A 21,406-nucleotide genomic window follows, 5' to 3' on the forward strand; every position below is an offset into this window, starting at 1 on the left:
GGTCAGCGCTCCTCTCGGAAGTCGACGTGGCGGCCGGCCACGGGGTCGTACTTGCGGATGGTCAGGCGGTCCGGGTCGTTGCGCCGGTTCTTGCGGGTGACGTACGTGTAGCCGGTCCCCGCTGTGGAGCGGAGCTTGATGACCGGGCGGAGTTCGTTGCGTGCCATGACGGCCAGTATATGGAAATGGTTTTCATTTGCAAGAGGGGCTATGGTGGCCCAGGCCTCATCGGCCCCGTCGAGCGTGAGCACCATCCATCGACCCCAGAGAGGAACGGACATGTCCGCCCACTGCCAACTGACCGGCGCCCAGCCGGGATTCGGCAACCGCATCTCGCACTCCCACCGGCGCACCTCCCGCCGCTTCGACCCCAACATCCAGCGCAAGCGGTACTGGCTGCCGAGCGAGGGCCGCCATGTGCGCCTCGTGCTCAGCACCAAGGCGATCAAGACCGTCGACGTCATCGGCATCGAGGCCGCCGTGGCGCGGATCCGTGCGCGGGGAGTGAAGGTCTGATGGCGAAGAAGAGCAAGATCGCGAAGAACGAGAAGCGCAAGGCCGTCGTCGCCCGCTACGCGGCGCGCAGGGCCGTGCTGACGGCGGTCATCCGCAGCACGTCGTCCGGCGAGTCCGAACGCGCCGCCGCCCAGCGCGAGTTGCAGCGCCAGCCGCGGGACGCGAGCGCCACGCGGGTGCGCAACCGCGATGCCGTGGACGGCCGGCCGCGCGGACATTTCCGGAAGTTCGGCCTCTCCCGGGTACGGCTGCGGGAGGAGGCCCACGCCGGGTTCCTGCCGGGTGTGCGCAAGTCCTCCTGGTAGGGCTCCCAGGCTCGGCTGGTAGCTTGTCGCGGTCCCGAACACCGTTCACAGGGGGAAGACAAGCCGTGCACAGGCACATACGTACCGCCGGATTCGCCGCCGCCGGGCTCTCGGTCGCACTCGTTCTGACCGGCTGCGGCAGCAGCAAGAAGTCCGACCCGCCGGCCGCCAAGTCCCCGGCGGGGAGCAGCAGCGCGCCGTCCGCCTCGGACGGCGGCGGAACTCCGGCCAAGAGCAGTGATCTGCAAGGGAGTTGGACCGCGACCACCGGCGGCAAGACCGTCACGATGGCCATCGCGGGCAAGGCCGCGGCCCTGCTCTCGCCGCATGTGTGCTCCGGCACCGCGGCCGAGGCCGGGGGCATGATGATGCTCACCCTGAAGTGCGCGGACCGGAACACCGAGCGCACCCAGGGCATGGTCACGGTCAAGGGCGACACCCTTGAGGTCAAGTGGGAGGGCTCCGGTACGGACACGTTCACCCGGGGCAAGGCGGGCACGCTCCCGAGCAACCTCCCCACGGCCGGACTGCCGACCCCGCCGGCCCCGTAACTCCCCTGTCTCTAACGGGAGTTGGGCGGCGTGAGGGCGTCGGTCAGATCGTCCAGGCAGTGCAGGACCAGACCGGCTCCCCGGCGCACCACCCGGTCGGGCACGCCCTCGCCGTCCCAGGCGGCCAGGGCCTGCTCGACCTCCTCCCAGCGCGGCACCCGCCGCTCGCGCACCGCCTTGGCACCCTGCTCGGTGGCGCCCCGCAGCGCCTCGGCGAGCTTCGCGGCGGCCGGCACCGGTACCGCGTCCCGGTCCGGCAGATGCGCCTCCATCAGCATGGCCGTACGCCCCAACTGGCGCAGCGCGCGGGCCGCTTCGTCGGCCGCCGAGCGCGACAGGCCCCGGTGGCGGACCGGCTCGTGCCGGGCCTTGTCGAGGGCCTCCTGCCAGGCGATCCGGGCCGCCCGGGTGCCGAGCAGCGCCTGGCGGATCTCGTCGGGGCCGCGGCCCGGGTCGGCGTACTGGTCGATGACCGCGGCGGCGTACCGGCCGTCCGCGGCCAGCCAGTCGGCGAGCCGGGTGCGCAGCCTCGGCGTCTCCCAGGCCGGGTAGACGGCGTACGAGACCATCGCGAGCGCCCCGCCGAGCAGGGTCAGGAACACCCGGTCGGGCACCGTCTGGGTCCACTGGACACCGCCCATGCCGAGCAGGAAGACGACGTACGCCGAGACGCAGCCGCTCAGCACCGCATACCCCGTGGTCATCAGCAGGTACGCCAGGAACGCGCAGGTCACCGCGATGGCGGCGGAGGTGGCGGTGTCCGGGTGGGTGAGCTGCACGATGCCGGTCGCGAGCGCCACGCCGACGAGGGTGCCGCCGAAGCGGGCGACCGCGCGGGCGTACGTGAGCGAGAAGTCCGGCCGCATCACCATCACGGAGGCCATCGGGGCCCAGTATCCGTGGCCGAGCGGCAGGGCGTGGCCGAGGAGGTAGCCGGCCGTCGCCGCCGCGCAGACCCGCACCGCGTGCCGGAAGACCGGCGAGTCGCGGCGGCCCAGCTCGGCGCGCATGGTGCGCAGCGCGACCGGCACCAGGCGGGGCAGGGTGGGCCGGAGCAGCGGGGCCGCGCCCTCGCCGGTGCCGCCGGCGCCCGCCGTCTCCACCACATCGGCGAGCAGCGCGGTGAGCCGGGCGGCCGCACGGCGGGCGGGCCCGGTGAGGATGGCGCCGGTGTCGGGGGTGGCGAGCGCGGCCTTGGCCGCGGGCGGGATGCGGACGGGCTCGCCGTGCCGCACGGCCCGCGCGGCGGCGTCCAGGACGGTCGCGGCGGCGGCGAGCAACTCCCTGACCCGGTCGCGTTCCACGCCCTCGTCGGGGACGCCGAGCGCCGGGTCGGCGAGCGAGGCGACGACCGGCCTGATCCGCTCGGCGACGCCCCGGGCGCCGTGCAGTTCGGCGGGACGGCGGCGGGCCTCGCGCGGGGTGACGGCGGCCGCGAGCCGGGCGGTCATCAGCGGCTGCGGGTCGAAATGGGCGACCGGGTCGTGCCGCAGCCGGCGCGCGTAGTCGGCCACCGCGGCCAGCGCGTCGGCGAGCGCGTCGCGCTGCGCGCCCCATCTACGGACCGGGAAGAGCACGACCAGGGCGGCCTGCACGACCCCGCCGAACGCGATCATCGCGGCGTGGCCCGCGGCGTCGGCGAGCGAGCTGGGCAGGGTGACCGTGACCAGCATGATCGCCACGTTCGACGAGGCGATCACGCCGACGGTCGGGCCGACCGCCCACGACAGGCCCGCCCCGAACGTCCACACGGCGAGCAGCAGCAGGAAGAACGGCGAGTGGGTGCCGACGAGATAGCCGAGGAACGTCGAGATCGCGAGGGAGAGGCCGGAGGCGAGCGCCAGTACGGGACGTGGGCGCCAACTGCGCTGGTACGTGGCGATGGCGCCCTGGAACGCGCCGAACGCGGAGCTCGCGGCGACGGCGGGGGTGAAGAGGGTGAGGCTGATGCCGACGACGATGGCGAGGCCGGTCGCTCCGCGCAGGGCCACGAGGGGTTCGAGTCGGCGGCGCTCGACCGTGAGACCCGAGCGCGTGGTCTCCTTCAGCGCGCGGAGCCAGCCCATGATCTTGAGGGTAGTGGGAGCCTCCCCTCCCTGCCTGGGGGCTCTGCCCCCAGACCCCCGCTCCTCAATCGCCGGAGGGGCTCAATTTCTGCTTGCCACCCCGGTGCGCCCGGTCCGCGGCCGCTCGGCCGTGGGTCCAGCCGTCCTCGTCCGTCGCGCCGCGCACCCTCGTCTTCACCGTCTTCGGGAACATCTCCTCCGCCCGGCCCGCCACCGCCACCGCGCGGGTGGCCAGGACCGGCAGGAGGTCGCCGCCGAACTCCTCCTCCACATGGCGGGCCGTCGCCGCCAGGAGGTCGCCGAGGCGGCCCGCGTAGGCGAGGAGGAAGGACTGGCGGAAGGTCTTGGTGCGCTTGCGGCCGCCCGCCCGCTGCGCGGCCTCCGCCCGCGTCATCGCGGCCGTGCCCTGCACGAGGAGCGAGGTGTAGAGGAGTTCCACCGCCTCCAGGTCGCCCTCGAAACCGACGACCGTCGAGAAGCCGAGCTCCGAACTCCACACCGCCCGGCAGTGGTTGGCGCCGGCGACCGCGTCGAGCAGGATCGCCTTCGCCGTCTCGTACGGCGCGTCCACCCCGATCCGGCAGGCCCCCGGCACCTCGCCGCCCGGCCCGCGCCCCGCGAGCAGCGCCTCGTCCACGCTGTGCCGCGCCATCAGTTCCTGCGCCTTGGCGCTGAGCGCCTCCGCCTCCTCGGGGAACCCGGTCGCCTCGGCCTTCGCCAGCAGCGCCCGGATCCGGGCCAGCATCTTCGGCTCGCCGTGCACCGGCGGCCCGATCGGCGAGGCCCCCGGCACCGGGCCGACCGGCTCGATCGCGGGCAGCCGCAGCAGCAGCCGGTACAGCTCCAGTACGGCGGTGGCGTACGAGAAGCGGTCCGCGCGCCAGGCCTCCCCCGGCAGCTCGTCGACCTGCTCCTGCCAGCGGGCGGGCAGCCGCTCGTAGCGGGCGAGCTCGGCGCGGACCAGGGTGCTCAGGATGCGCACCTGCGGCTCGTCCAGGTCGCGGCGTACGATCCGTACGACATCGGCGGGCTGCCAGCCCCGCTCCCAGGCACGCCGGACGAACTCCCGCCCCCGCAGGGCGAGTTCACCGTCCGCGTCCGGTGCGGCGGCGAGCAGTGAGGCGCCGGTGTCCAGGCCCGCGTCGCCCTCGGTGTAGAGCGCCGCCGCGAACGCCCGGTCCACGGCCTCCTCGGCCTCGACGGCTTCCACCACGTACCTCCCGCGTCCTCGCGACAGGCGTTTCCCGTTCCCGTGCCGCTTCACCGACTCTATGACGAGGCGCGGAGGTGCGTGACGGCCGGATGCGCGGGGGGCATGCGGTGAAGTCGTCCACAGGCTGTGGACAAACTATCGGGGTTCGAACTGTCGCGTCGGGCGCGGTCGTACGCCATGGTGGCCCGGATGCCGTCGAGGCCGGGGGAACCGCGCCTCGACGGGGCGTCGCGGATCCCCGGACCCTCGCGGCCGGGGCCCGCCCCGGCGCGCCGAGCGCCGGATGCGGATTCGCGGTGCAACCGTCTGGCGGTACGGAGCGTCCAACGGCCCGGAGCGCCCGGCTCCGTACCCCGGCGCACCGCGCGTCCCGGCGCGCTTGACATCCGGGTCCGCTGGGCAGCCGAACGGACAACGAAGGAGAGGATCGCCGTGTTTCGCATGCGTACCGCACCGGTGGCCGCGATCGCCGTACTCACCGCCGGACTGGCCCTGACCGCCTGCGGCGGCAGCGGCTCCGGCAAAGTGGCCGGCAGCGACACCCCGAGCAGCACCGGCTCGGGCAGCACCGGCACCGCGGCCGGCTCGACCGGCGCCGACGGCGGCCGGAGCATGGCGCCCTCCGGCGGCGGCACCGGAGGCGGCACCAACGCGGGCACGGACACCGGGGCCGACCACGGCGGCAACCACTGCTCGACCGCGCAGCTCGCCTTCGGCGTCAGCCCCAGCAGCGGCGCCAGGTCGGACGGCTCGCAGGGCACGGTGACCGTCACGCTCACCAACAAGGGCACCAAGTCCTGTGCGATGAAGGGCTATCCCGAGGTCGATCTGGTGGGCGGCGCCACCAGGTGGCCGCTGACCCGGGGGACCGCCGAGTCCCCGTCGACGGTCACGGTCCGGCCGGGCGCGACGACCACCTTCAACATCTTCTACCTGCCGTTCACCAAGGGCGGCGGCCAGGAGTTCCAGCCGAAGAGCATCGTGATCACCCCGCCGAACGAGACCCACTCCCACACCTTGCCCTGGACCTACTCCTCGGTCCTGCTCCAGGACGGGGCGACTCATCCGGGGACTTACATCAGCCCCGTGGGATCCAAGTAGCGTCCACAGCAGCCGAGTTGACGCCTTACAGGCTCGCGCCCGTGAGGCGGTTGGCGAAGGTGGACAGCGTGTAGGTGCCGATGCCGAGGACGACTTCGAGGGCGTTCTGCTCGGTGTACCCGTACGAGAGGAAGTCCTTGACCGTCTCGTCCTCGACCCCGCCCGCCTTCGCGAGCACCGCGAGCGCGAAGCGGCGTACGGCATCGAGCTTCGGGTCGGCGAGCGGGCGCTGCTCGTGCAGGGCGTTCACCAGATCCTCGTCCGCGCCCAGGGTGCGCAGCTTGCCGGTGTGCATGGCGACGCAGACGTGGCATTCGTTGCGGACGGCCACCGTCATGACGACGACCTCGCGCGCCGGCGGCTCCAGGGTGGACTGCTCGAAGATCCCGCTCACCGCGAGGAATCCGTCCAGGAGGTGCGGGGAGGTGGCCATCTTGGCGACCGGCGAGGCGAGGCCGCCGAGGTGGCGGATGGTGGCCTCCATCGACTTGCGCGAGGCGGCGGGGGCCGATTCCAGGGTGTGCTCGGTGAATGTCATGCGGCACCTCTTCCGTACGGTCCGGACCCGGCAATCCAGCGGTCCGGAACTAGAATGGACAACGTGGTTGACGAAGAAAAGGTAAACCAGGTTGTCGATTCCCGCAACGCCCCGAGCGCCGGGCGGCACCCAGGCGCGCCCCGGAGCGGCCCCGCACCGCGCCCCGACGCCCCCGGATACGAGCTCCCGCTGCTCCTCTTCGCCGGGTTCCGCTCGCTCATCGACCGGCTGCACGCCGAGCTGGCGCGCCAGGGCCACCCGGACATCCGGCCCGCGCACGGCTTCGCCCTCCAGGCCATCGGGCTTCCCGGATCGACCGCGAGCGAGATCGGGCGGCGGCTCGGCGTCTCCAAGCAGGCGGCGGGCAAGACCGTGGACCGCCTCATCGCCCTGGGCTACGCCGAGCGCGCCGACGACCCCGCAGACGCCCGCCGCAAACTGGTCCGCCTCACTCCGCACGGACTCGACGCGCTCGGCCGCTCGGCCGCCATCTTCGACGACCTGAGGGCGAGTTGGGCCGACACCCTGGGCGGCGACCGGCTGCGCGAGCTCGAAGCGGCGCTGCGTGCGGCCGTCCCGCCGGAGGCCTTCCGCCTCGACGCGTCGAGCTGGCTGGGAAGTTGAGCGCGGACCTTGCGTAGAGCTTGCTCCAACCGGCTTTGATGGGCCCATGAAGTACACACAGCTCGGACGCACCGGACTCCAGGTCAGCCGCCTCGTCCTCGGCACGATGAACTTCGGCGGCGAGACCGACGAGGCCACCAGCCACGCGATCATGGACGCCGCCCTCGACGCGGGCATGAACTTCTTCGACACCGCCGACATCTACGGCGTGGACGAGGAGAAGGGACGCACCGAGAAGATCCTCGGGTCCTGGTTCGCGCAGGGCGGCGACCGCCGCGACAAGGTGGTCCTCGCCACCAAGATGTACGGCGACATGACGCAGGGGGTCGCCTGGAACGGCGAGCCCTGGCCCAACCACAGCAAGCTCTCGGCGGTCAACATCCGCCGCTCCGTCGAGGCCTCGCTCAAGCGCCTCGGCACCGACCACATCGACGTCTACCAGTTCCACCACATCGACCGCGCGACCCCCTTCGAGGAGATCTGGCAAGCCGTCGACGTCCTGGTGCAGCAGGGCAAGATCCTTTACGCGGCCTCCTCCAACTTCCCCGGATACAAGATCGCCCAGGCCAACGAGACCGCCGCCCGCACCGGCCGACTCGGCCTCGTCAGCGAACAGTGCCTCTACAACCTCTTCGAGCGGCGCGCCGAGATGGAGGTCATCCCGGCCGCCCAGGAGTACGGCGTCGGAATCATCGCCTGGTCGCCGCTGCACCAGGGTCTGCTCGGCGGCGCGCTGCGCAAGGAGCGCGCGGGCGCCGGTTCGCGCACCACCACCGGCCGCTCCGGCGCGGGCCTGGCCGATCCGGTCGTACGCGCGCAGATCCAGGCGTACGAGGACCTGCTCGCCAAGCACGACCTCGACCCCGGCGAGACCGCGCTCGCCTGGCTGCTCTCGCGCCCCGGCGTCACCGGCCCCATCGTCGGCCCGCGCACCCCCGCCCACCTCGAATCGGCGCTGCGCGCCGTGGAGTTGGAGCTGAGCGGGGAACTGCTCGCCGCACTGGACGAGATCTTCCCGTCGCCGGGCACCACCCCGGAGGCGTTCGCCTGGTAGGGCGCATACGCCACGACGGGCCGGGACCCGAAGTCCCGGCCCGTCCTCTTGCCTGGAGCGCACTCAAGGACGTTGGCTGGTTTCCCATGAAGTACACGCAGCTCGGACGCACGGGTCTCCAGGTGAGCAGGATCGTCCTGGGGACGATGAACTTCGGACCGCAGACCGACGAGGCCGGCAGCCACGCGATCATGGACGCCGCCCTCGACGCGGGCATCAACTTCTTCGACACCGCCAACGTGTACGGCTGGGGCGAGAACAAGGGCCGTACCGAGGAGATCATCGGCAGCTGGTTCGCCAAGGGCGGCGACCGGCGCGACAAGACCGTCCTCGCCACCAAGCTCAACGGCAACATGGCCGCGGGCGAGCCCTGGCCCAACCACCACAAGCTGTCGGCGGTCAACATCCGCCGCTCCGTCGAGGCCTCGCTCAAGCGCCTCGGCACCGACCGGATCGACGTCTACCAGTTCCACCACATCGACCGCCTGACCCCCTTCGAGGAGATCTGGCAGGCCATTGACGTCCTGATCTCCCAGGGCAAGATCCTGTACGCCGGATCCTCCAACTTCCCCGGATACAAGATCGCCCAGGCCAACGAGACCGCCGCCCGCACCGGCCGACTCGGCCTCGTCAGCGAACAGTGCCTCTACAACCTCGCCGAGCGCCGCGCCGAGATGGAAGTCATCCCGGCCGCCCAGGAATACGGCCTCGGGGTCATCCCCTGGTCGCCGCTGCACGGCGGGATGCTCGGCGGGATCCTGCGCAAGGAGCGGGAGGGCGCGGGCTCGCGTTCCAAGGGCGGCATCGCGGCCCAGTCCCTCGCGGACCCGGCGGTGCGCAATCGGGTCCAGGCGTACGAGGACCTGCTCGCCAAGCACGACCTCGACCCCGGCGAGACCGCGCTCGCCTGGCTGCTCACACGGCCCGGGGTGACCGGACCCATCGTCGGGCCGCGCACCGCGGGGCAGTTGGCGGCGGCGGTGCGGGCGGTCGGGCTTGAGCTGTCCGGGGAGGTGCTGGGCGCGCTCGACGACGTCTTCCCGGGCCCCGGGCCGTCGCCGGAGGCCTTCGCCTGGTAGCGGGTACGAGCGGGCGGCCGCCCTCAGCCGACGGCGGCCGCCACCGCCACGACGACGAACATCAGTACGAGCACACCGGCCATGATCCGGTTCCTGGTCTTCGGGTCCACCCCTTGAGCCTAACCGCCCCCGCCGAGCGGCCAGCGGGCGACCGTCTCGTAGCGGGGCCGTTCGCCCGGCACGCCGCTGCGCGGGAGGGTGCTGCGGATCAGGGCCAGGTCCTCGACCTGCCAGGACGTGCCTTCGAACGCGGCGAGCTCCGCCACGTACGGGCGCAGGTCCACGGGCGTGCGGGACCGGGCCAGGGTGAGGTGCGGCACATAGCGGCGGTGCTCCTCCATCGGGATGCCGGAGCGGCGGGCGGCCGCGTCGGCGCGTTCGGCGAGCAGGCGCAGCGGGTCGAGGGCGCCCGCGACCCCGGCCCACAGGGCGCGCCCGTCGAAGCGGCCGCCGCCGTGCAGCCGCAGCGCGAAGGGCTCGGTGCGGCGGGCCGCCCGGCCGAGCCGCGCGTGCAGCTCGTCGAGCAGCGCCTCGTCGGTCTCCCCCAGGAACGCGAGGGTGAGGTGCCAGCCGTCCCGCCCGGTCCAGCGCAGCGCGTCCGCGCCGGGGAGCGCGCCCAACTCCCTTACAACGAGGCCGAGTTCACGCACGGCCGGGGCTGAGGGAAGTACGGCGGCGAAGAGGCGCATGGGGACAGTTAAGGGCAAGATCGCGCTCGGGTGCGGGCGACCCCCGGAGGCGGCTCGGGCTCGCGCACGCGGAGAAACGGCCCGGCCCCCGTCACCGGGGGCCGGGCCGTTCCGTGTTCCGCGTGCCGTCAGGCGGCCGCCACCAGCGACTGCTTGCGCGGTACGAACTCGACGTGCCGGTGTCCCGGGCGTACGTCGACCTTCAGGCGAAGGTTGGCCGCGCGGGCCAGCATCAGGCCGACGCCGATCGCCGCGGTGCCGCAGATGAGCGCGCCGAGCGCGAGGCTGACGCGCACGCCGTAGACATCGGTCAGCCAGCCGAAGAGCGGGCCGCCCAGCGGGGTGCCGCCGGTGAACACCATCATGAACAGGCTCATGACGCGGCCCCGCATCTCGGGGTCGGTGGCCATCTGCACCGAGGCGTTGGCGGTCACGTTCACCGTCAGACCGAGGATGCCGACCGGGATGAGCAGCGCCATGAACACGCCGAGGTCAGGGGCGCCGGAGGCGACGAGTTCGAGGACCGCGAACAGCAGCGCCGCGAGTGCGAGCACCCGCAGCCGCGAGGTCCCGCGGCGGGCCGCGAGCAGCGCGCCGATCAGCGAGCCGATCGCCATCAGGCTGTTGAACAGGCCGTACATGCCGGATCCGCCGTGGAAGACGTCGGAGGCGAACGCGCTCAGCCAGATCGGGAAGTTGAACCCGAAGGTGCCGACGAAGCCGACGAGCACGATCGGCCAGATCAGCTCGGGCCGTTCGGAGACGTACCCGAGTCCCTCCCGCAGCTGGCCCTTGCCGCGCGGGGCGAGCCTGGTCGGCTGGAGTTCCCTGGTGCGCATCAGCGTCAGGCAGAGCAGCGGGGCGGTGAAGGACAGGCCGTTGGCGAGGAACGCCCAGCCGGGTCCGACGGCCGCCATGACGGCGCCCGCGACGGCGGGGCCGACGAGCCGGGCGGACTGGAAGTTCGCCGAGTTGAGGCTGACCGCGTTGCGCACCCGGTCGGGGCCGACCATCTCGGAGACGAAGGACTGCCGGGTCGGGTTGTCCACGACGGTGACCAGGCCGGTGAAGAAGGCGGTCAGGTAGACGTGCCAGACCTGGACGTTGCCGGACAGGGTCATCACGGCGAGGAAGAGCCCGCCGAGGCCCATCGCGGCCTGCGTCACGAACAGGATGTTCCGCTTGGCGAACCGGTCGGCTATGACGCCGCCGTACAGACCGAACAGGAGCATCGGCAGGAACTGCATGGCGGTGGTGATGCCGACCGCCACGGAGGAGCCGGTGATGGTCAGGACCAGCCAGTCCTGGGTGATCCGGGCCATCCAGGTGCCGATGTTCGACACGATGGCGCCCGAGAAGAACAGCCGGTAGTTGCGGACCGCGAGCGAGGAGAACGTCCCCCCGCCGCGCTTGTTGTAGGTGGGGGTCGGTGCGGGGGCGGATGGTGATCCGGTTCCCGTACTCAAAAAGGGTTCGCCTCCTAGCTATGCGCCTTACAGGTGTGCGAGCTTCTCCAGGACCGGGGCGGCCGCGCGCAGCTTCGCCCACTCGTCCTCGTCCAGGCCTTCCGCGAGGGAAGCCAGCCAGGCGTTGCGCTTGCGGCGGCTCTCTTCGAGCATCGCCTCGGCCTCTTCGGTCTGGCTGACCACCTTCTGCCGGCGGTCGTCGGGATGCGGCTCCAGCCTGACCAGGCCCTTCGCCTCAAGGAGCGCGACGATGCGGGTCATCGACGGCGGCTGGACGTGCTCCTTGCGGGCCAGCTCACCGGGGGTGGCCGAACCGCACCGGGCGAGCGTCCCGAGCACCGACATCTCGGTCGGGCTGAGCGATTCGTCGACGCGCTGGTGCTTGAGGCGCCGGCCCAGCCGCATGACGGCCGAGCGCAGGGAGTTCACGGCGGCGGCATCGGCGCCGCTGTCGTGGGACAGGTCAGACATGTTCGTTAGCATAACTCATTACTCTGGCTAAATACCAACGGGTTAAACCCAGGTGTCCGGCGACACGCCGGCCCCATCGCACCACAATCACTCGAACGAGTGAGACCTACGCGGAAAGTGACGCGCCGGGCCCGGCCGGGCGGCGACCCTCGTCCCATGAGGACCAGCGTGCTCAGCCTGCGGATGGACGGTGAGCTGCTCGAACGGCTCAGGCACCATGCCGCGAAACGCGGAATGAGCGTCCAGGACTATGTGGTCCGGACGCTCATCCGCGACGACTTCGACGAACGCTTCAAGGCGGCGGTCGACGAGACGAAGAAGTTCTACGGGGCGGCGTGAGCTACGTGAGTCCGAGCGCCGGCATCAGGTAGTAGAAGCCGAAGACCGCCGAGACGACGTACATCGCGACCGGGACCTCGCGGGCCCGGCCGGCCACCAGGCGCAGCACCGTGAAGGTGATGAAGCCCATGCCGATGCCGTTGGTGATCGAGTACGTGAACGGCATCATCAGCATCGTCACGAACGCCGGAATGGCGATCGTCCAGTCCGCCCAGTCGATCTCCCTGATCGAGGCGGACATGATCAGGAAGCCGACCGCGAGCAGCGCCGGGGTGGCCGCCTGCGAGGGCACCATCGTGGCGAGCGGGGTGAGGAAGAGGGAGACGGTGAAGAGCCCGCCCGTCACCACGTTCGCGAGGCCGGTGCGCGCACCCTCGCCGACACCCGCCGTGGACTCCACGAAGCAGGTGGTGGCGGACGAGGAGGAGGCGCCGCCCGCCGCCACGGCGATGCCGTCGACAAACAGGACGCGGTTCATACCGGGCATGTTGCCCTCGGCGTCGGTCAGGCCCGCCTCGTCGCTGATGCCCATGATCGTGCCCATCGCGTCGAAGAACGTCGAGAGCAGCACGGTGAAGACGAAGAGGATGCCGGTCAGCAGGCCGACCTTGGAGAACCCGCCGAAGAGGCTGACGTGGCCGACGAGTCCGAAGTCCGGGGTGTCGATCGGGTTGCCCGGCCACTTCGGGGTGGTCAGGCCCCAGGACGGCACGGTGGCCACCGCGTTGATGATCATCGCGAGGCCGGTCATCGCGACGATGGAGATCAGGATCGCGCCGGGCACCTTGCGGACCATCAGCGCGAGCGTGAGCAGCACGCCGAGGACGAAGACGAGGACCGGCCAGCCGAGCAGGTGCCCGTTGCCGCCGAGTTCGAGCGGCACGGTGGTGTGCGCGGCGTCCGGGATGCGCGAGACGAAGCCGGAGTCGACCAGGCCGATCAGCATGATGAACAGGCCGATGCCGATCGCGATGCCCTTGCGCAGTCCGAGCGGCACCGCGTTCATGACGCGCTCGCGCAGACCGGTGGCGACCAGGAGCATCACCACGAAGCCGGCCAGGACGACCATGCCCATGGCGTCGGGCCAGCTCATCCGGGGGGCGAGCTGGAGGGCGACCACGGTGTTGACGCCGAGCCCCGCCGCGAGCGCGATCGGCACATTGCCGATGACGCCCATGAGCAGCGTGGTGAAGGCGGCGGTGAGCACGGTGGCGGTGACCAGCTGCCCGCTGTCGAGCTGGTGCCCGTACATGTCCTTCGCGCTGCCGAGGATGATCGGGTTCAGCACGATGATGTACGCCATCGCGAAGAAGGTCGCGAATCCGCCACGGATCTCGCGGGCGACGGTGGAACCCCGCTCGGAGATCTTGAAGTAGCGGTCCAGGCCGTTCATGCGGAACCTCAGTCGTGACGGGGGCGGGGAAACGGCACGTACCCGAGCTTCTTTGGACGTTTTAACGAACAGAATGAGTCAGCCGTAAGCCGTTTCAGTATGAATACATAAGGCGAAGATCACCATCTCCGCGCGTAGACCCAAGGGGGACCTGTGCGCGGCCGTCCACCAGGGGTGCGGAAAAGCCGCGCCCTACACTGATCGCATGCCTGCGTTTCCCAAGGGATCACCCCAGCACGAGGCGCCGGAGCCCCTTGAGGGCCCCGTGGTCGCCACCATCACCGGCGGCACGATCCTCTGGTTCGTCCTCTTCCTCGTCCAGCTGCCCTTCTACGGCTGGTTCGACTCGCACGGCCATCTGTGGTGGGTGTGGACCTGTCTGGCCGGCGGCGGCCTCGGCCTCATCGGCATCTGGTACGTCCGCGGCCGCGACGCGGCGCTGAAGCGGCACGCCGCCCAACAGGCGGCCGAGAAGGAATAGGGCGCAAGAGCCGAAAGTCACCGGCCCGCGGGACCTGCGTACCGCCAGAGGACCATTCGTCTCCTCCCAGGGTCGGATGTTCGGCCGTCCCGGCAGGTGAAGCGCCCAAACCCCCCGTACCGTCGAAATCATGACGCAGCGCGCCAACATCGACGCCGGGGCGGAACTCGACCCCGTCCATCCCGTGAAGCCGCCCGCACCGGCGGGGCGCGCCGGCGGCCTGAGCACCGCCGAGGTCGCCGAGCGGGTGGCGCGCGGCGAGGTCAACGACGTACCGCTGCGCAGCAGCCGCTCCACCGCCGAGATCGTCCGCGGCAACGTCTTCACCCGGTTCAACGCGATCATCGGCGTGCTCTGGGCGATCATGCTCGTCGTCGCGCCGATCCAGGACAGCCTCTTCGGCTTCGTGATCATCGCCAACACCGGCATCGGCATCATCCAGGAGATGCGGGCCAAGAAGACCCTGGACGGGCTGGCGGTCATCGGCGAGGCCAAGCCGACCGTACGGCGCGACGGCAGGGCCGCCGAGATCTCCACCTCCGAGATCGTGCTCGGCGACGTCATCGAGCTCGGGCCGGGCGACAAGATCGTGGTGGACGGCGAGGCGGTCGAGGCGGACGGCCTGGAGGTCGACGAATCCCTGCTGACCGGCGAGGCCGATCCGGTCCTCAAGAAGCCCGGCGACAGGATGATGTCGGGCTCCTTCGTGGTCGCGGGCGGCGGCGCGTTCACCGCCACCAAGGTCGGCCGCGAGGCGTACGCGGCTCAGCTGGCCGAGGAGGCCAGCCGGTTCACCCTGGTCCACTCCGAACTGCGCAGCGGCATCTCCACCATCCTCAAGTACGTCACATGGATGATGATCCCCACCGCGATGGGCCTGGTCATCAGCCAGCTCGTGGTGAAGAACAACAACTTCAAGGACTCCATCGCCCGCACCGTGGGCGGCATCGTGCCGATGATCCCGGAAGGCCTCGTCCTGCTCACCTCGGTCGCCTTCGCGATCGGCGTCATCCGCCTGGGCCGCAAGCAGTGCCTGGTCCAGGAACTCCCCGCGATCGAGGGCCTGGCCCGCGTCGACGTGGTGTGCCTCGACAAGACGGGCACGCTCACCGAGGGCGGCATGGACGTCACCGAGCTCCGCCCGCTGAACGGCTCGGACGAGACCTACGTACGCAAGGTCCTCGGCGCGCTCGGCGAGTCCGACCCCCGGCCGAACGCCTCCCTCCAGGCGATCATCGACGCCTACCCCGACAGCGAGGTGTGGCGCTGCACCGAGTCGCTGCCGTTCTCCTCGGCCCGCAAGTACAGCGGCGCCGCGTTCAGCGAGGGCGACGGCGAGAACAGCACCTGGCTGCTCGGCGCGCCGGACGTGCTGCTCCCGCCGGGCGACCCGGTACTGAGCGAGATCGACACCCTCAACGAGAAGGGCCTGCGCGTCCTGCTCCTGGCCCGCGCCTCGCGCGAGCTCGACGACCCCGACATCGCGTCCGACACCAGGCCCACCGCGCTGGTCGTCCTCGAACAGAGGCTGCGGCCCGACGCCGCCGACACCCTGCGCTACTTCGAGGAGCAGAACGTCAAGGCCAAGGTCATCTCCGGCGACAACGCGGTGTCGGTCGGCGCGGTGGCCGGAAAGCTCGGCCTGCCCGGCGCGGCGGACACCGTGGACGCCCGCCAACTCCCCACCGACCAGGCCGAGATGGCCGAAGTCCTCGACTCCAACGCGGTCTTCGGCCGGGTCACCCCGCAGCAGAAGCGCGACATGGTCGCCGCCCTCCAGTCCCGCGGCCACACCGTCGCGATGACCGGCGACGGCGTGAACGACGTACTGGCCCTGAAGGACGCCGACATCGGCGTGTCGATGGGCTCGGGCTCCGAGGCGACCCGGGCGGTCGCCCAGATCGTCCTGCTGAACAACAGCTTCTCGACGCTGCCTTCGGTGGTGGCGGAGGGCCGCAGGGTGATCGGCAACATCACCCGGGTCGCCACGCTCTTCCTCACCAAGACGGTGTACTCGGTCCTGCTGGCCGTCCTGGTGGTCTGCTTCCAGGTCGAATACCCCTTCCTGCCCAGGCACTTGACCCTGCTGTCCACCTTCACCATCGGCATCCCGGCGTTCTTCCTGGCCCTGGCCCCCAACAAGGAGCGCGCCAAACCGCACTTCGTGCGGAGGGTGATGCGGTACGCGATCCCCAGCGGGGTCATCGCGGCGGTGGCCACGTTCGTCACGTACATGATCGCGCGGGCGTACTACTCGGGTCCGGGCGAGCTGGACGCGGAGACCAGCGTCACCACGCTCACCCTGTTCCTGGTCTCGATGTGGGTCCTGGCGATCATCGCCCGCCCCTACACGTGGTGGCGGATCGCCCTGGTGGTCTCGATGGGCGTGGCGTTCCTGCTGGTGCTGGCGGTGCCGTGGTTGCAGCACTTCTTCGCGCTGAAGCTGGTGGGGGCGGTCATGCCGTGGACCGCCGTCGGCATAGCGGTGGCGGCGTCCGGCGTGCTGGAACTGGCCTGGCGCTGGGTGGGCCGCCGCTGGCCGGACTAGGGGGTGTCCGGTGGGTCAGGGTCGGGGTCGCGGCGGGGAGCTTTTCCCCTGCCCGCCCCTTCCCGCTGTGACATTTTGCGGCTCCGCCGCGTGGGGGGCTCCGCCCCGGACCCCGCTCCTCAAGCGCCGGAGAGGCTCAACCCGTCGAGCCTCTCCGGCGTTTGACTAGTCGAACCAGCGGTCCCGCGCCAGTTCCTCCGTCCTCGACGGGTCCTCAAGGAGCGCCGCCACCTCGAAGCGGCGCGGCCACTGGCCCGCCGCCCAGGCGAGGCCCGCCGCGACCCCCTCCAGGGTCGCCGCATGCACCGTGCCGTCGACCGGCCGGCGCCAGTCCAGCTCCACCCCGCCCGCCATCAGCGACTCGTGCTCGACGTACGTCGAAGGCGTGGCCGGTCCGAGCAGCACCCGCACCGAATCCGGCACCGCGTGCTCGACCCCCACCGTCGCCACCTCCGCGTCCGCGGACTCGCTCAGCCGCCCCACCTGAAGCAGCTCCGCGAGCTCCGCCGCCCGCGATGGGGCGACCGGCAGCAGGGCCACGCCGCCCGCGAGGGGCAGCAGGTCGGGGGCGTCCGCGACCACCGCGTCGGCCGCGTCGACCACCCGGACCTCGCCGTCCACCACGGCCCGCAGCTCGTCGGGCAGCGTGACCTGCTCGGGGTCGAGGTACGCCAACGCCGCGTACAGCGCGTGCAGTTGGCCCCCCGACACCGGACGGTCCTCGTCGGCCAGACGGCCCAGGAGCTCCGCCGCACCCCCGGGCTCGTCGAGCAGCGCGGCCACCGAGGTGCGTACCCCCAGGGCCCGCAGGACCTGCACATCGTCGAAGCCGGTCGCGTCCGCGGACTCGTACAGACCGGCGAGGAGCGGATCGGAGCCCGCCGCGCGCAGACCGGCGGGGCGCCGACCGCCGAGCACCGGATGGTCGCGCAGCCACCAGGCGGTGTAGGGGCGTACGGACTCGGTCGTGCCGTCGGGGAGCAGCACGCGCACCGGCTGGATCAGGGCGTCGCGCAGCGGCGGCTGGGCGAGCAGGGCCAGGGCCTGCGGCCAGGCGTCGTCGTCCACCAGGTCGAGATCGCGTACGGCGACGATCTCGGTGGCGACCGGCGGGACGGGAGAGTCCGGCAGCCGGTCCAGGACGTCCTCGCACCACACGTCCACCGCGTCGAGCAGGCCCGCGTCGTCCGGTTCGGCGAAGTCGCCCTCGCGGGGCTCCAGTTCGTCCGGGTCCAGGACCACGTCGGTGGCGCGTACGAGGGCGAAGGTGGCGAGCACCCCGCAGGCGGTGAGCGGCTGCTCGCCCCAGCGGTGGGCCAACTCGCGGTCGACCTCGGCGAGTTCACCCTCGCGGATGACGGCGGCGAAGGATGAACCCGGCAGGACCAGCTCCCCCGCGGGCTCGAGTTCACCGTCCTCGTCGGGCAGCGCGAGCGCCCCGAGCCAGGGCTCGTCGCCGGGCGCGAGGTTCGCCTCGCGCACCAACGCCAGTACGGTGTCGGCGAGTTCGTCGGCGTCGAGGGCGTCCTCGTCCCAGGTGTCGTTGTCCAGCGAGGCGGCGACGGCGGCCCGCACCTGAGGGGTCGTCAGGACGGCGCGCGGGGTGGCGGGCAGCGCGCCCAGCTTTTCGAGCAGGGGGTGCGCGGCGTCCGGGTGCGCGACCTTCAGGCCGAGGCGGGCGAGGTCGCGCGGGGTGTCGGCGAGCGGCAGCAGGATCTGCCGGGGGCCGATCGCGGTACGACCGCCCGCGAGCGGTACGGGAAGGCCGGACAGCCGGTCGGGGTCCACCCCGGCGAGCGTGTCGTAGAGCCGGTACCACCACTCGGGGGCGCGCTCGGCTCCGGCGATCCGCTCGATGGCGTCGCCGAGCGAGAGCCGGCCGACCTCCAACGCCCGCAGTTCCGCGCGGCGTTCGAGGCCGGCGGGCAGCAGGGTGGGCAGGACCTCGGCGAGGACGCGTACCGTGTCGGCGCCCGCGCCCTCGACGACCTCCGCCTCGAACGGGCGCAGCGCGAGAAGTTCCTCGGTGGGCGCGGCGGGCGCCAGGAACGCGGTGCGGGGCAGCCGTTCCAGGACCGCCGCGCGCAGGGCGCCGTCCAGCTCGCCCCGGCCGAGCGGACCCGGCACCAGGTCGACGGTGGCGGTGGACACCGGCCGCCAGGCGCCCAGGAGTTCGGCGTACGCGTCGGCCGCGCGGGCCACCAGGAAGTCGGTGAGCGGGCCGGGCGCGGGGTGGCGGCGCGCGGTGTCCAGCGGGAACGACGCGATGAGCAGCGCCGGTACGCCCAGCGGCTCGTCGGTGGGGGTGGGCGCGTGCACGACGGCGGCGGTACGGGGCCGCACGGGCGCCCCCTCCTCGTCCACCGGCACCGCCCACGTCACCGTCCAGTGCGGGCGCAGCCGCTCCTCGACCGGACGGTCGGCGAGCAGCTCCTTGCCGATCGGCCCGTGGTGGCTGACGGTCCGCCAGCGGTGGGTGCGCTCGTCACGGCTGTCCTCGATGTGCACGTACTCCTCGTGCACCGAGCGCCGCAACACCCGCGTCGTGTCCGGGGTTTCGATGACAATCTCGGTGAGCCCGGGGAGTGTGAGCAGCAGGGCGTCGTCGATGCCGTCGAGGAGGCGGCGGACCAAATCCTCGGCGGTGCCGTCGCGCAGCGGCAGCACCACGACGGTGTCGTACCCCTCGGGAGCGGGGCCCTCGGCGGGCAGCGGGAGCCTGAGCAGCGGTACGTGTCCGTCCCGGCGGCGCAGTTCGTCGCCCAGGCCGGGGCTGGCGTGGGCGGCCTCGGCGGCCAGTTCGCGGGCCTCGGCGAGCGACCACCGCACGCCGCCGGTGCGGCCCACCAGGGCGGGCTCGTCGCTGACGGCGAGCACGGCGGCGAATCCGACGCCGAACCGGCCCACGGCGGCCTCGGTGTCGGCGCGCTTGGCCGAGGCGCGCAGCGTGGACAGCGACTCGACGCCGGCGGCGTCCAGCGGGGCGCCGGTGTTCGCGGCGGCGAGCACGGCGGGGGTGTCGTGGTCTGCGGGGTGCAGGGTCAGCCGCAGCCGGCCGGTGGTGTGCGCGCGGGCGGCGGCGTCTGCGGCGTTCTGGGCCAGCTCCACGACGAGGCGGTCGCGGTAGCCGCCGAGGGCGAGGTCCTCCTCGGCGTTGGCGTCCTCGCGGAATCTGGCCGGGCCCGCGCCCCAGGCGTTCAGCACCCCGCGCCGTAGCCGTGCCGTCCCGAAGGGGTCGGCCCCTCCGGCCGCCATCGCCTTGACGATCACGCCGTACTCCGCTCTGTCCGTCCCGGCGGGCCGGGAAGTGAATGCGGCCCGAAGGTACCGTGCGGGCGGGTCCGGGCTTCAATTCCCCCCACCCCGCCCCTCCCCAAAACCGGCGGCACCGCCCCCGGCCCCCCGCCCCCGGCCCCCCGCTCCTCAAACGCCGGAGGGGCTGGTTTTCCGGGCCGGCCGGGTCCGACACGCCGGGGGTGGGGCGGAGCCCGGAGGGCGGGCGAGGGCGGAGCCCAGAGGGGGTGCGAGAGCCGAGCCCAGAGGGGCAGGGGGCGAAGGCCAAAGGGGTGCAGGGGGCGGAGCCCCCGCCGGGGTTCGAGGGGCGGAGCCCCTCAGGGGGTCTAGGGGGCGAAGCCCCCCAGGGGTCAGCCTTCCCAACCCGCTGCACAGGCGGGCGGGAGGGCAAACCCCCAGGGGTCCGGGGGCGAAGCCCCCGAAGGGGGTGCAGGGGGCAAAGCCCCCGCCAGGGTTCGAGGGGCGAAGCCCCTCAGGGGGTCTGGGGCGCAGCCCCAGGGCTCAACCTTCCCAACCCCCGTCACGGGCGGGCGGGTGGGCAAACCCCCGGGGGTGCAGGGGGCAGAGCCCCCGCAGGGTCTGGGGCGCAGCCCCAGGGCCGAGCCTTCTCAACCCCGAGTCACGGGCGGGCGGGCGGGCAAACCCCCGGGGGTCCGGGGGCGGAGCCCCCGAGCGGGTCTGGGGCGCAGCCCCAGGGGTCAGCCGTCCCACCCCGTCACAGGCAGGCGTGGGCTACGAGTGCCCCAGGTCCTCCGACACCGCGTCCGGCACCTCCGGCACCGACCCCTCGTCCCGCACCGGATGCAGCGGGAAGGGATCCGCCGCCACCGAGTCCAGCACCGGCGGAGCCGGCCGCGGCGGCTTCGGCATGACCGCCGCCTCGGAGTGGCCGCCGCAGCCGTAGTCCAGGGCCACGACATGCCCGTCCGCCGGACCGAATTCGTTGGCGCAGATGCCGAACGCCTGCGAGAGGGAGCCCGCGATCGGGACCAGGAACGCGCAGGACACGCAGGAGGCCGGAGCCGCCTGGGCCATCGCGGTCTTGCCGCCGTGCGACTCCTCCCAGCGGTCGGCCGCCGCGTGCAGCCCGTACCGCGAGAGGACCCGCGCCCGGCGCATGCCGAGCTCTTCCGCGAGGGCCGCGATGGAGCCGCGGGTGGTGGCCGCCGGGGCCACCAGCTCGGCGTCCTCCGCCTCGACCCGCTCGGCCATCTGCTCGGACACCGCGGAGTTCGGCGGCGGCGCGTCCTCGCCGGAGTACCCGGGCTCAAGACGCAGATCGTCGGCCTCGGTGGGCAGCAGGTCACCCGGGCCCATGTCGCCGGGGCGCAGCCGCTCGCTCCAGGGCACCCACTCGGGGGCCTGGAGGGCGTCCGGGCCGGGCAGCAGGACCGTCTCGTCGAGGGTGACCAGCTTGGCGCGGGAGGCCCGCGCGACGGTCACCGCCCAGCGCCAGCCCCGGTACCCCGGCTCCTTGCACTCGAAGAAGTGCGTAACGACCCGGTCGCCCTCCGAAACCAGGGCCACATGCTCGCCGACCACACCCGGCGCGGCGGCTTCCTCCGCCGCCTCGCGGGCTAGGTCGACCGCCTCGGCGCACAGGCGGTCAGGGGTACGGCTTCGCGTCGTCGCAGCACTCACAGGTCTCGCTTCTCTCCTACGCCGTCTCACGGGTGCG

20 protein-coding genes are annotated in these 21,406 nt (G+C 72.3%); 10 read left to right on the forward strand and 10 right to left on the reverse strand.

Annotated features, from left to right (window positions below; genetic code table 11):
- Window positions 1-2: 2 nt before the first annotated feature.
- Entirely contained in the window at window positions 3-167 is a 165-nt protein-coding gene (rpmG, locus tag ACIQ8J_RS25655; RefSeq protein ID WP_399052861.1) for a 50S ribosomal protein L33, read from the reverse strand.
- Window positions 168-279: 112 nt separating this feature from the next.
- Here rpmG and rpmB point away from each other — a divergent pair, with 112 nt between their 5' ends.
- The 3 genes from rpmB to ACIQ8J_RS25670 all read left to right on the forward strand — a co-directional run bounded on the left by rpmB (window position 280) and on the right by ACIQ8J_RS25670 (window position 1,372).
- Window positions 280-516, forward strand: coding sequence for a 50S ribosomal protein L28 (rpmB, locus tag ACIQ8J_RS25660; protein ID WP_403274127.1), 237 nt, complete (start codon window positions 280-282; stop codon window positions 514-516).
- Window positions 516-821: a 30S ribosomal protein S14 gene (gene rpsN, locus ACIQ8J_RS25665; protein ID WP_403274125.1), complete on the forward strand. Its 306-nt coding sequence runs from the start codon at window positions 516-518 to the stop codon at window positions 819-821. The genes rpmB and rpsN overlap by 1 nt, the downstream gene beginning before the upstream one ends.
- 65 nt (window positions 822-886) lie before the next feature.
- A complete protein-coding gene (locus ACIQ8J_RS25670; protein WP_403274124.1) occupies window positions 887-1,372 on the forward strand; it encodes a hypothetical protein in 486 nt (161 codons plus the stop codon).
- Window positions 1,373-1,383: 11 nt separating this feature from the next.
- Here the strand turns inward: ACIQ8J_RS25670 and ACIQ8J_RS25675 are convergent, their stop codons facing one another.
- Together ACIQ8J_RS25675 and ACIQ8J_RS25680 are read right to left on the reverse strand one after the other, a co-directional pair.
- Window positions 1,384-3,438, reverse strand: coding sequence for an FUSC family protein (locus ACIQ8J_RS25675; RefSeq protein WP_403274123.1), 2,055 nt, complete (start codon window positions 3,436-3,438; stop codon window positions 1,384-1,386).
- Window positions 3,439-3,502: 64 nt separating this feature from the next.
- Window positions 3,503-4,651, reverse strand: coding sequence for a DUF2786 domain-containing protein (locus ACIQ8J_RS25680; RefSeq protein WP_403607947.1), 1,149 nt, complete (start codon window positions 4,649-4,651; stop codon window positions 3,503-3,505).
- A gap of 441 nt (window positions 4,652-5,092) precedes the next feature.
- Here ACIQ8J_RS25680 and ACIQ8J_RS25685 point away from each other — a divergent pair, with 441 nt between their 5' ends.
- Window positions 5,093-5,752 (forward strand): DUF4232 domain-containing protein, encoded by a 660-nt coding sequence (locus ACIQ8J_RS25685; RefSeq protein ID WP_403274120.1) that lies wholly within the window; start codon window positions 5,093-5,095, stop codon window positions 5,750-5,752.
- A gap of 25 nt (window positions 5,753-5,777) precedes the next feature.
- Here ACIQ8J_RS25685 and ACIQ8J_RS25690 read toward each other — a convergent pair whose 3' ends face one another.
- The gene (locus tag ACIQ8J_RS25690; RefSeq protein WP_403274119.1) at window positions 5,778-6,290 is read right to left on the reverse strand and encodes a carboxymuconolactone decarboxylase family protein; all 513 of its coding nucleotides are present in this window, start codon (window positions 6,288-6,290) and stop codon (window positions 5,778-5,780) included.
- Window positions 6,291-6,344: 54 nt separating this feature from the next.
- Between ACIQ8J_RS25690 and ACIQ8J_RS25695 the strand changes: the two genes are divergently transcribed.
- From ACIQ8J_RS25695 to ACIQ8J_RS25705, 3 genes are all read left to right on the forward strand, one after another.
- Window positions 6,345-6,914: a MarR family winged helix-turn-helix transcriptional regulator gene (locus ACIQ8J_RS25695; protein ID WP_403274117.1), complete on the forward strand. Its 570-nt coding sequence runs from the start codon at window positions 6,345-6,347 to the stop codon at window positions 6,912-6,914.
- Between the two features lie 46 nt (window positions 6,915-6,960).
- Window positions 6,961-7,968, forward strand: coding sequence for an aldo/keto reductase (locus ACIQ8J_RS25700; protein ID WP_403274116.1), 1,008 nt, complete (start codon window positions 6,961-6,963; stop codon window positions 7,966-7,968).
- Between the two features lie 86 nt (window positions 7,969-8,054).
- A complete protein-coding gene (locus tag ACIQ8J_RS25705; protein WP_403274114.1) occupies window positions 8,055-9,047 on the forward strand; it encodes an aldo/keto reductase in 993 nt (330 codons plus the stop codon).
- A gap of 119 nt (window positions 9,048-9,166) precedes the next feature.
- On the opposite strand, the gene thpR is transcribed toward ACIQ8J_RS25705, so the two are convergent.
- From thpR to ACIQ8J_RS25720, 3 genes are all read right to left on the reverse strand, one after another.
- Window positions 9,167-9,736 (reverse strand): RNA 2',3'-cyclic phosphodiesterase, encoded by a 570-nt coding sequence (gene thpR, locus ACIQ8J_RS25710; protein ID WP_403274112.1) that lies wholly within the window; start codon window positions 9,734-9,736, stop codon window positions 9,167-9,169.
- 128 nt (window positions 9,737-9,864) lie between these two features.
- On the reverse strand, window positions 9,865-11,202 hold the full coding sequence (locus ACIQ8J_RS25715) for an MFS transporter (RefSeq protein WP_403274110.1): 1,338 nt from the start codon (window positions 11,200-11,202) through the stop codon (window positions 9,865-9,867).
- Between the two features lie 27 nt (window positions 11,203-11,229).
- Window positions 11,230-11,673, reverse strand: a complete 444-nt coding sequence (locus ACIQ8J_RS25720) for a MarR family winged helix-turn-helix transcriptional regulator (RefSeq protein WP_403274109.1) — start codon at window positions 11,671-11,673, stop codon at window positions 11,230-11,232.
- Between the two features lie 156 nt (window positions 11,674-11,829).
- On the opposite strand from ACIQ8J_RS25720, the gene ACIQ8J_RS25725 reads away from it, so the two are divergent.
- Complete coding sequence (locus tag ACIQ8J_RS25725) at window positions 11,830-12,012, forward strand: ribbon-helix-helix protein, CopG family (RefSeq protein ID WP_403274107.1); 183 nt, start codon at window positions 11,830-11,832, stop codon at window positions 12,010-12,012.
- Window position 12,013: 1 nt separating this feature from the next.
- Here the strand turns inward: ACIQ8J_RS25725 and ACIQ8J_RS25730 are convergent, their stop codons facing one another.
- Window positions 12,014-13,405 (reverse strand): NCS2 family permease, encoded by a 1,392-nt coding sequence (locus ACIQ8J_RS25730; protein ID WP_403274105.1) that lies wholly within the window; start codon window positions 13,403-13,405, stop codon window positions 12,014-12,016.
- A 205-nt stretch (window positions 13,406-13,610) separates the two neighbouring features.
- Here ACIQ8J_RS25730 and ACIQ8J_RS25735 point away from each other — a divergent pair, with 205 nt between their 5' ends.
- Window positions 13,611-13,886, forward strand: a complete 276-nt coding sequence (locus ACIQ8J_RS25735; protein ID WP_403274104.1) for a DUF2530 domain-containing protein — start codon at window positions 13,611-13,613, stop codon at window positions 13,884-13,886.
- A 130-nt stretch (window positions 13,887-14,016) separates the two neighbouring features.
- Entirely contained in the window at window positions 14,017-16,434 is a 2,418-nt protein-coding gene (locus tag ACIQ8J_RS25740; protein WP_403274103.1) for a cation-translocating P-type ATPase, read from the forward strand.
- Window positions 16,435-16,599: 165 nt separating this feature from the next.
- On the opposite strand, the gene ACIQ8J_RS25745 is transcribed toward ACIQ8J_RS25740, so the two are convergent.
- Together ACIQ8J_RS25745 and ACIQ8J_RS25750 are read right to left on the reverse strand one after the other, a co-directional pair.
- Window positions 16,600-19,689, reverse strand: coding sequence for a sacsin N-terminal ATP-binding-like domain-containing protein (locus ACIQ8J_RS25745; protein ID WP_403274244.1), 3,090 nt, complete (start codon window positions 19,687-19,689; stop codon window positions 16,600-16,602).
- A gap of 771 nt (window positions 19,690-20,460) precedes the next feature.
- Window positions 20,461-21,369 (reverse strand): DUF3027 domain-containing protein, encoded by a 909-nt coding sequence (locus ACIQ8J_RS25750; protein WP_403274102.1) that lies wholly within the window; start codon window positions 21,367-21,369, stop codon window positions 20,461-20,463.
- Window positions 21,370-21,406: the final 37 nt, after the last annotated feature.

Source organism: Streptomyces sp. NPDC094147, from assembly GCF_044764265.1.
GTDB lineage: Bacteria > Actinomycetota > Actinomycetes > Streptomycetales > Streptomycetaceae > Streptomyces.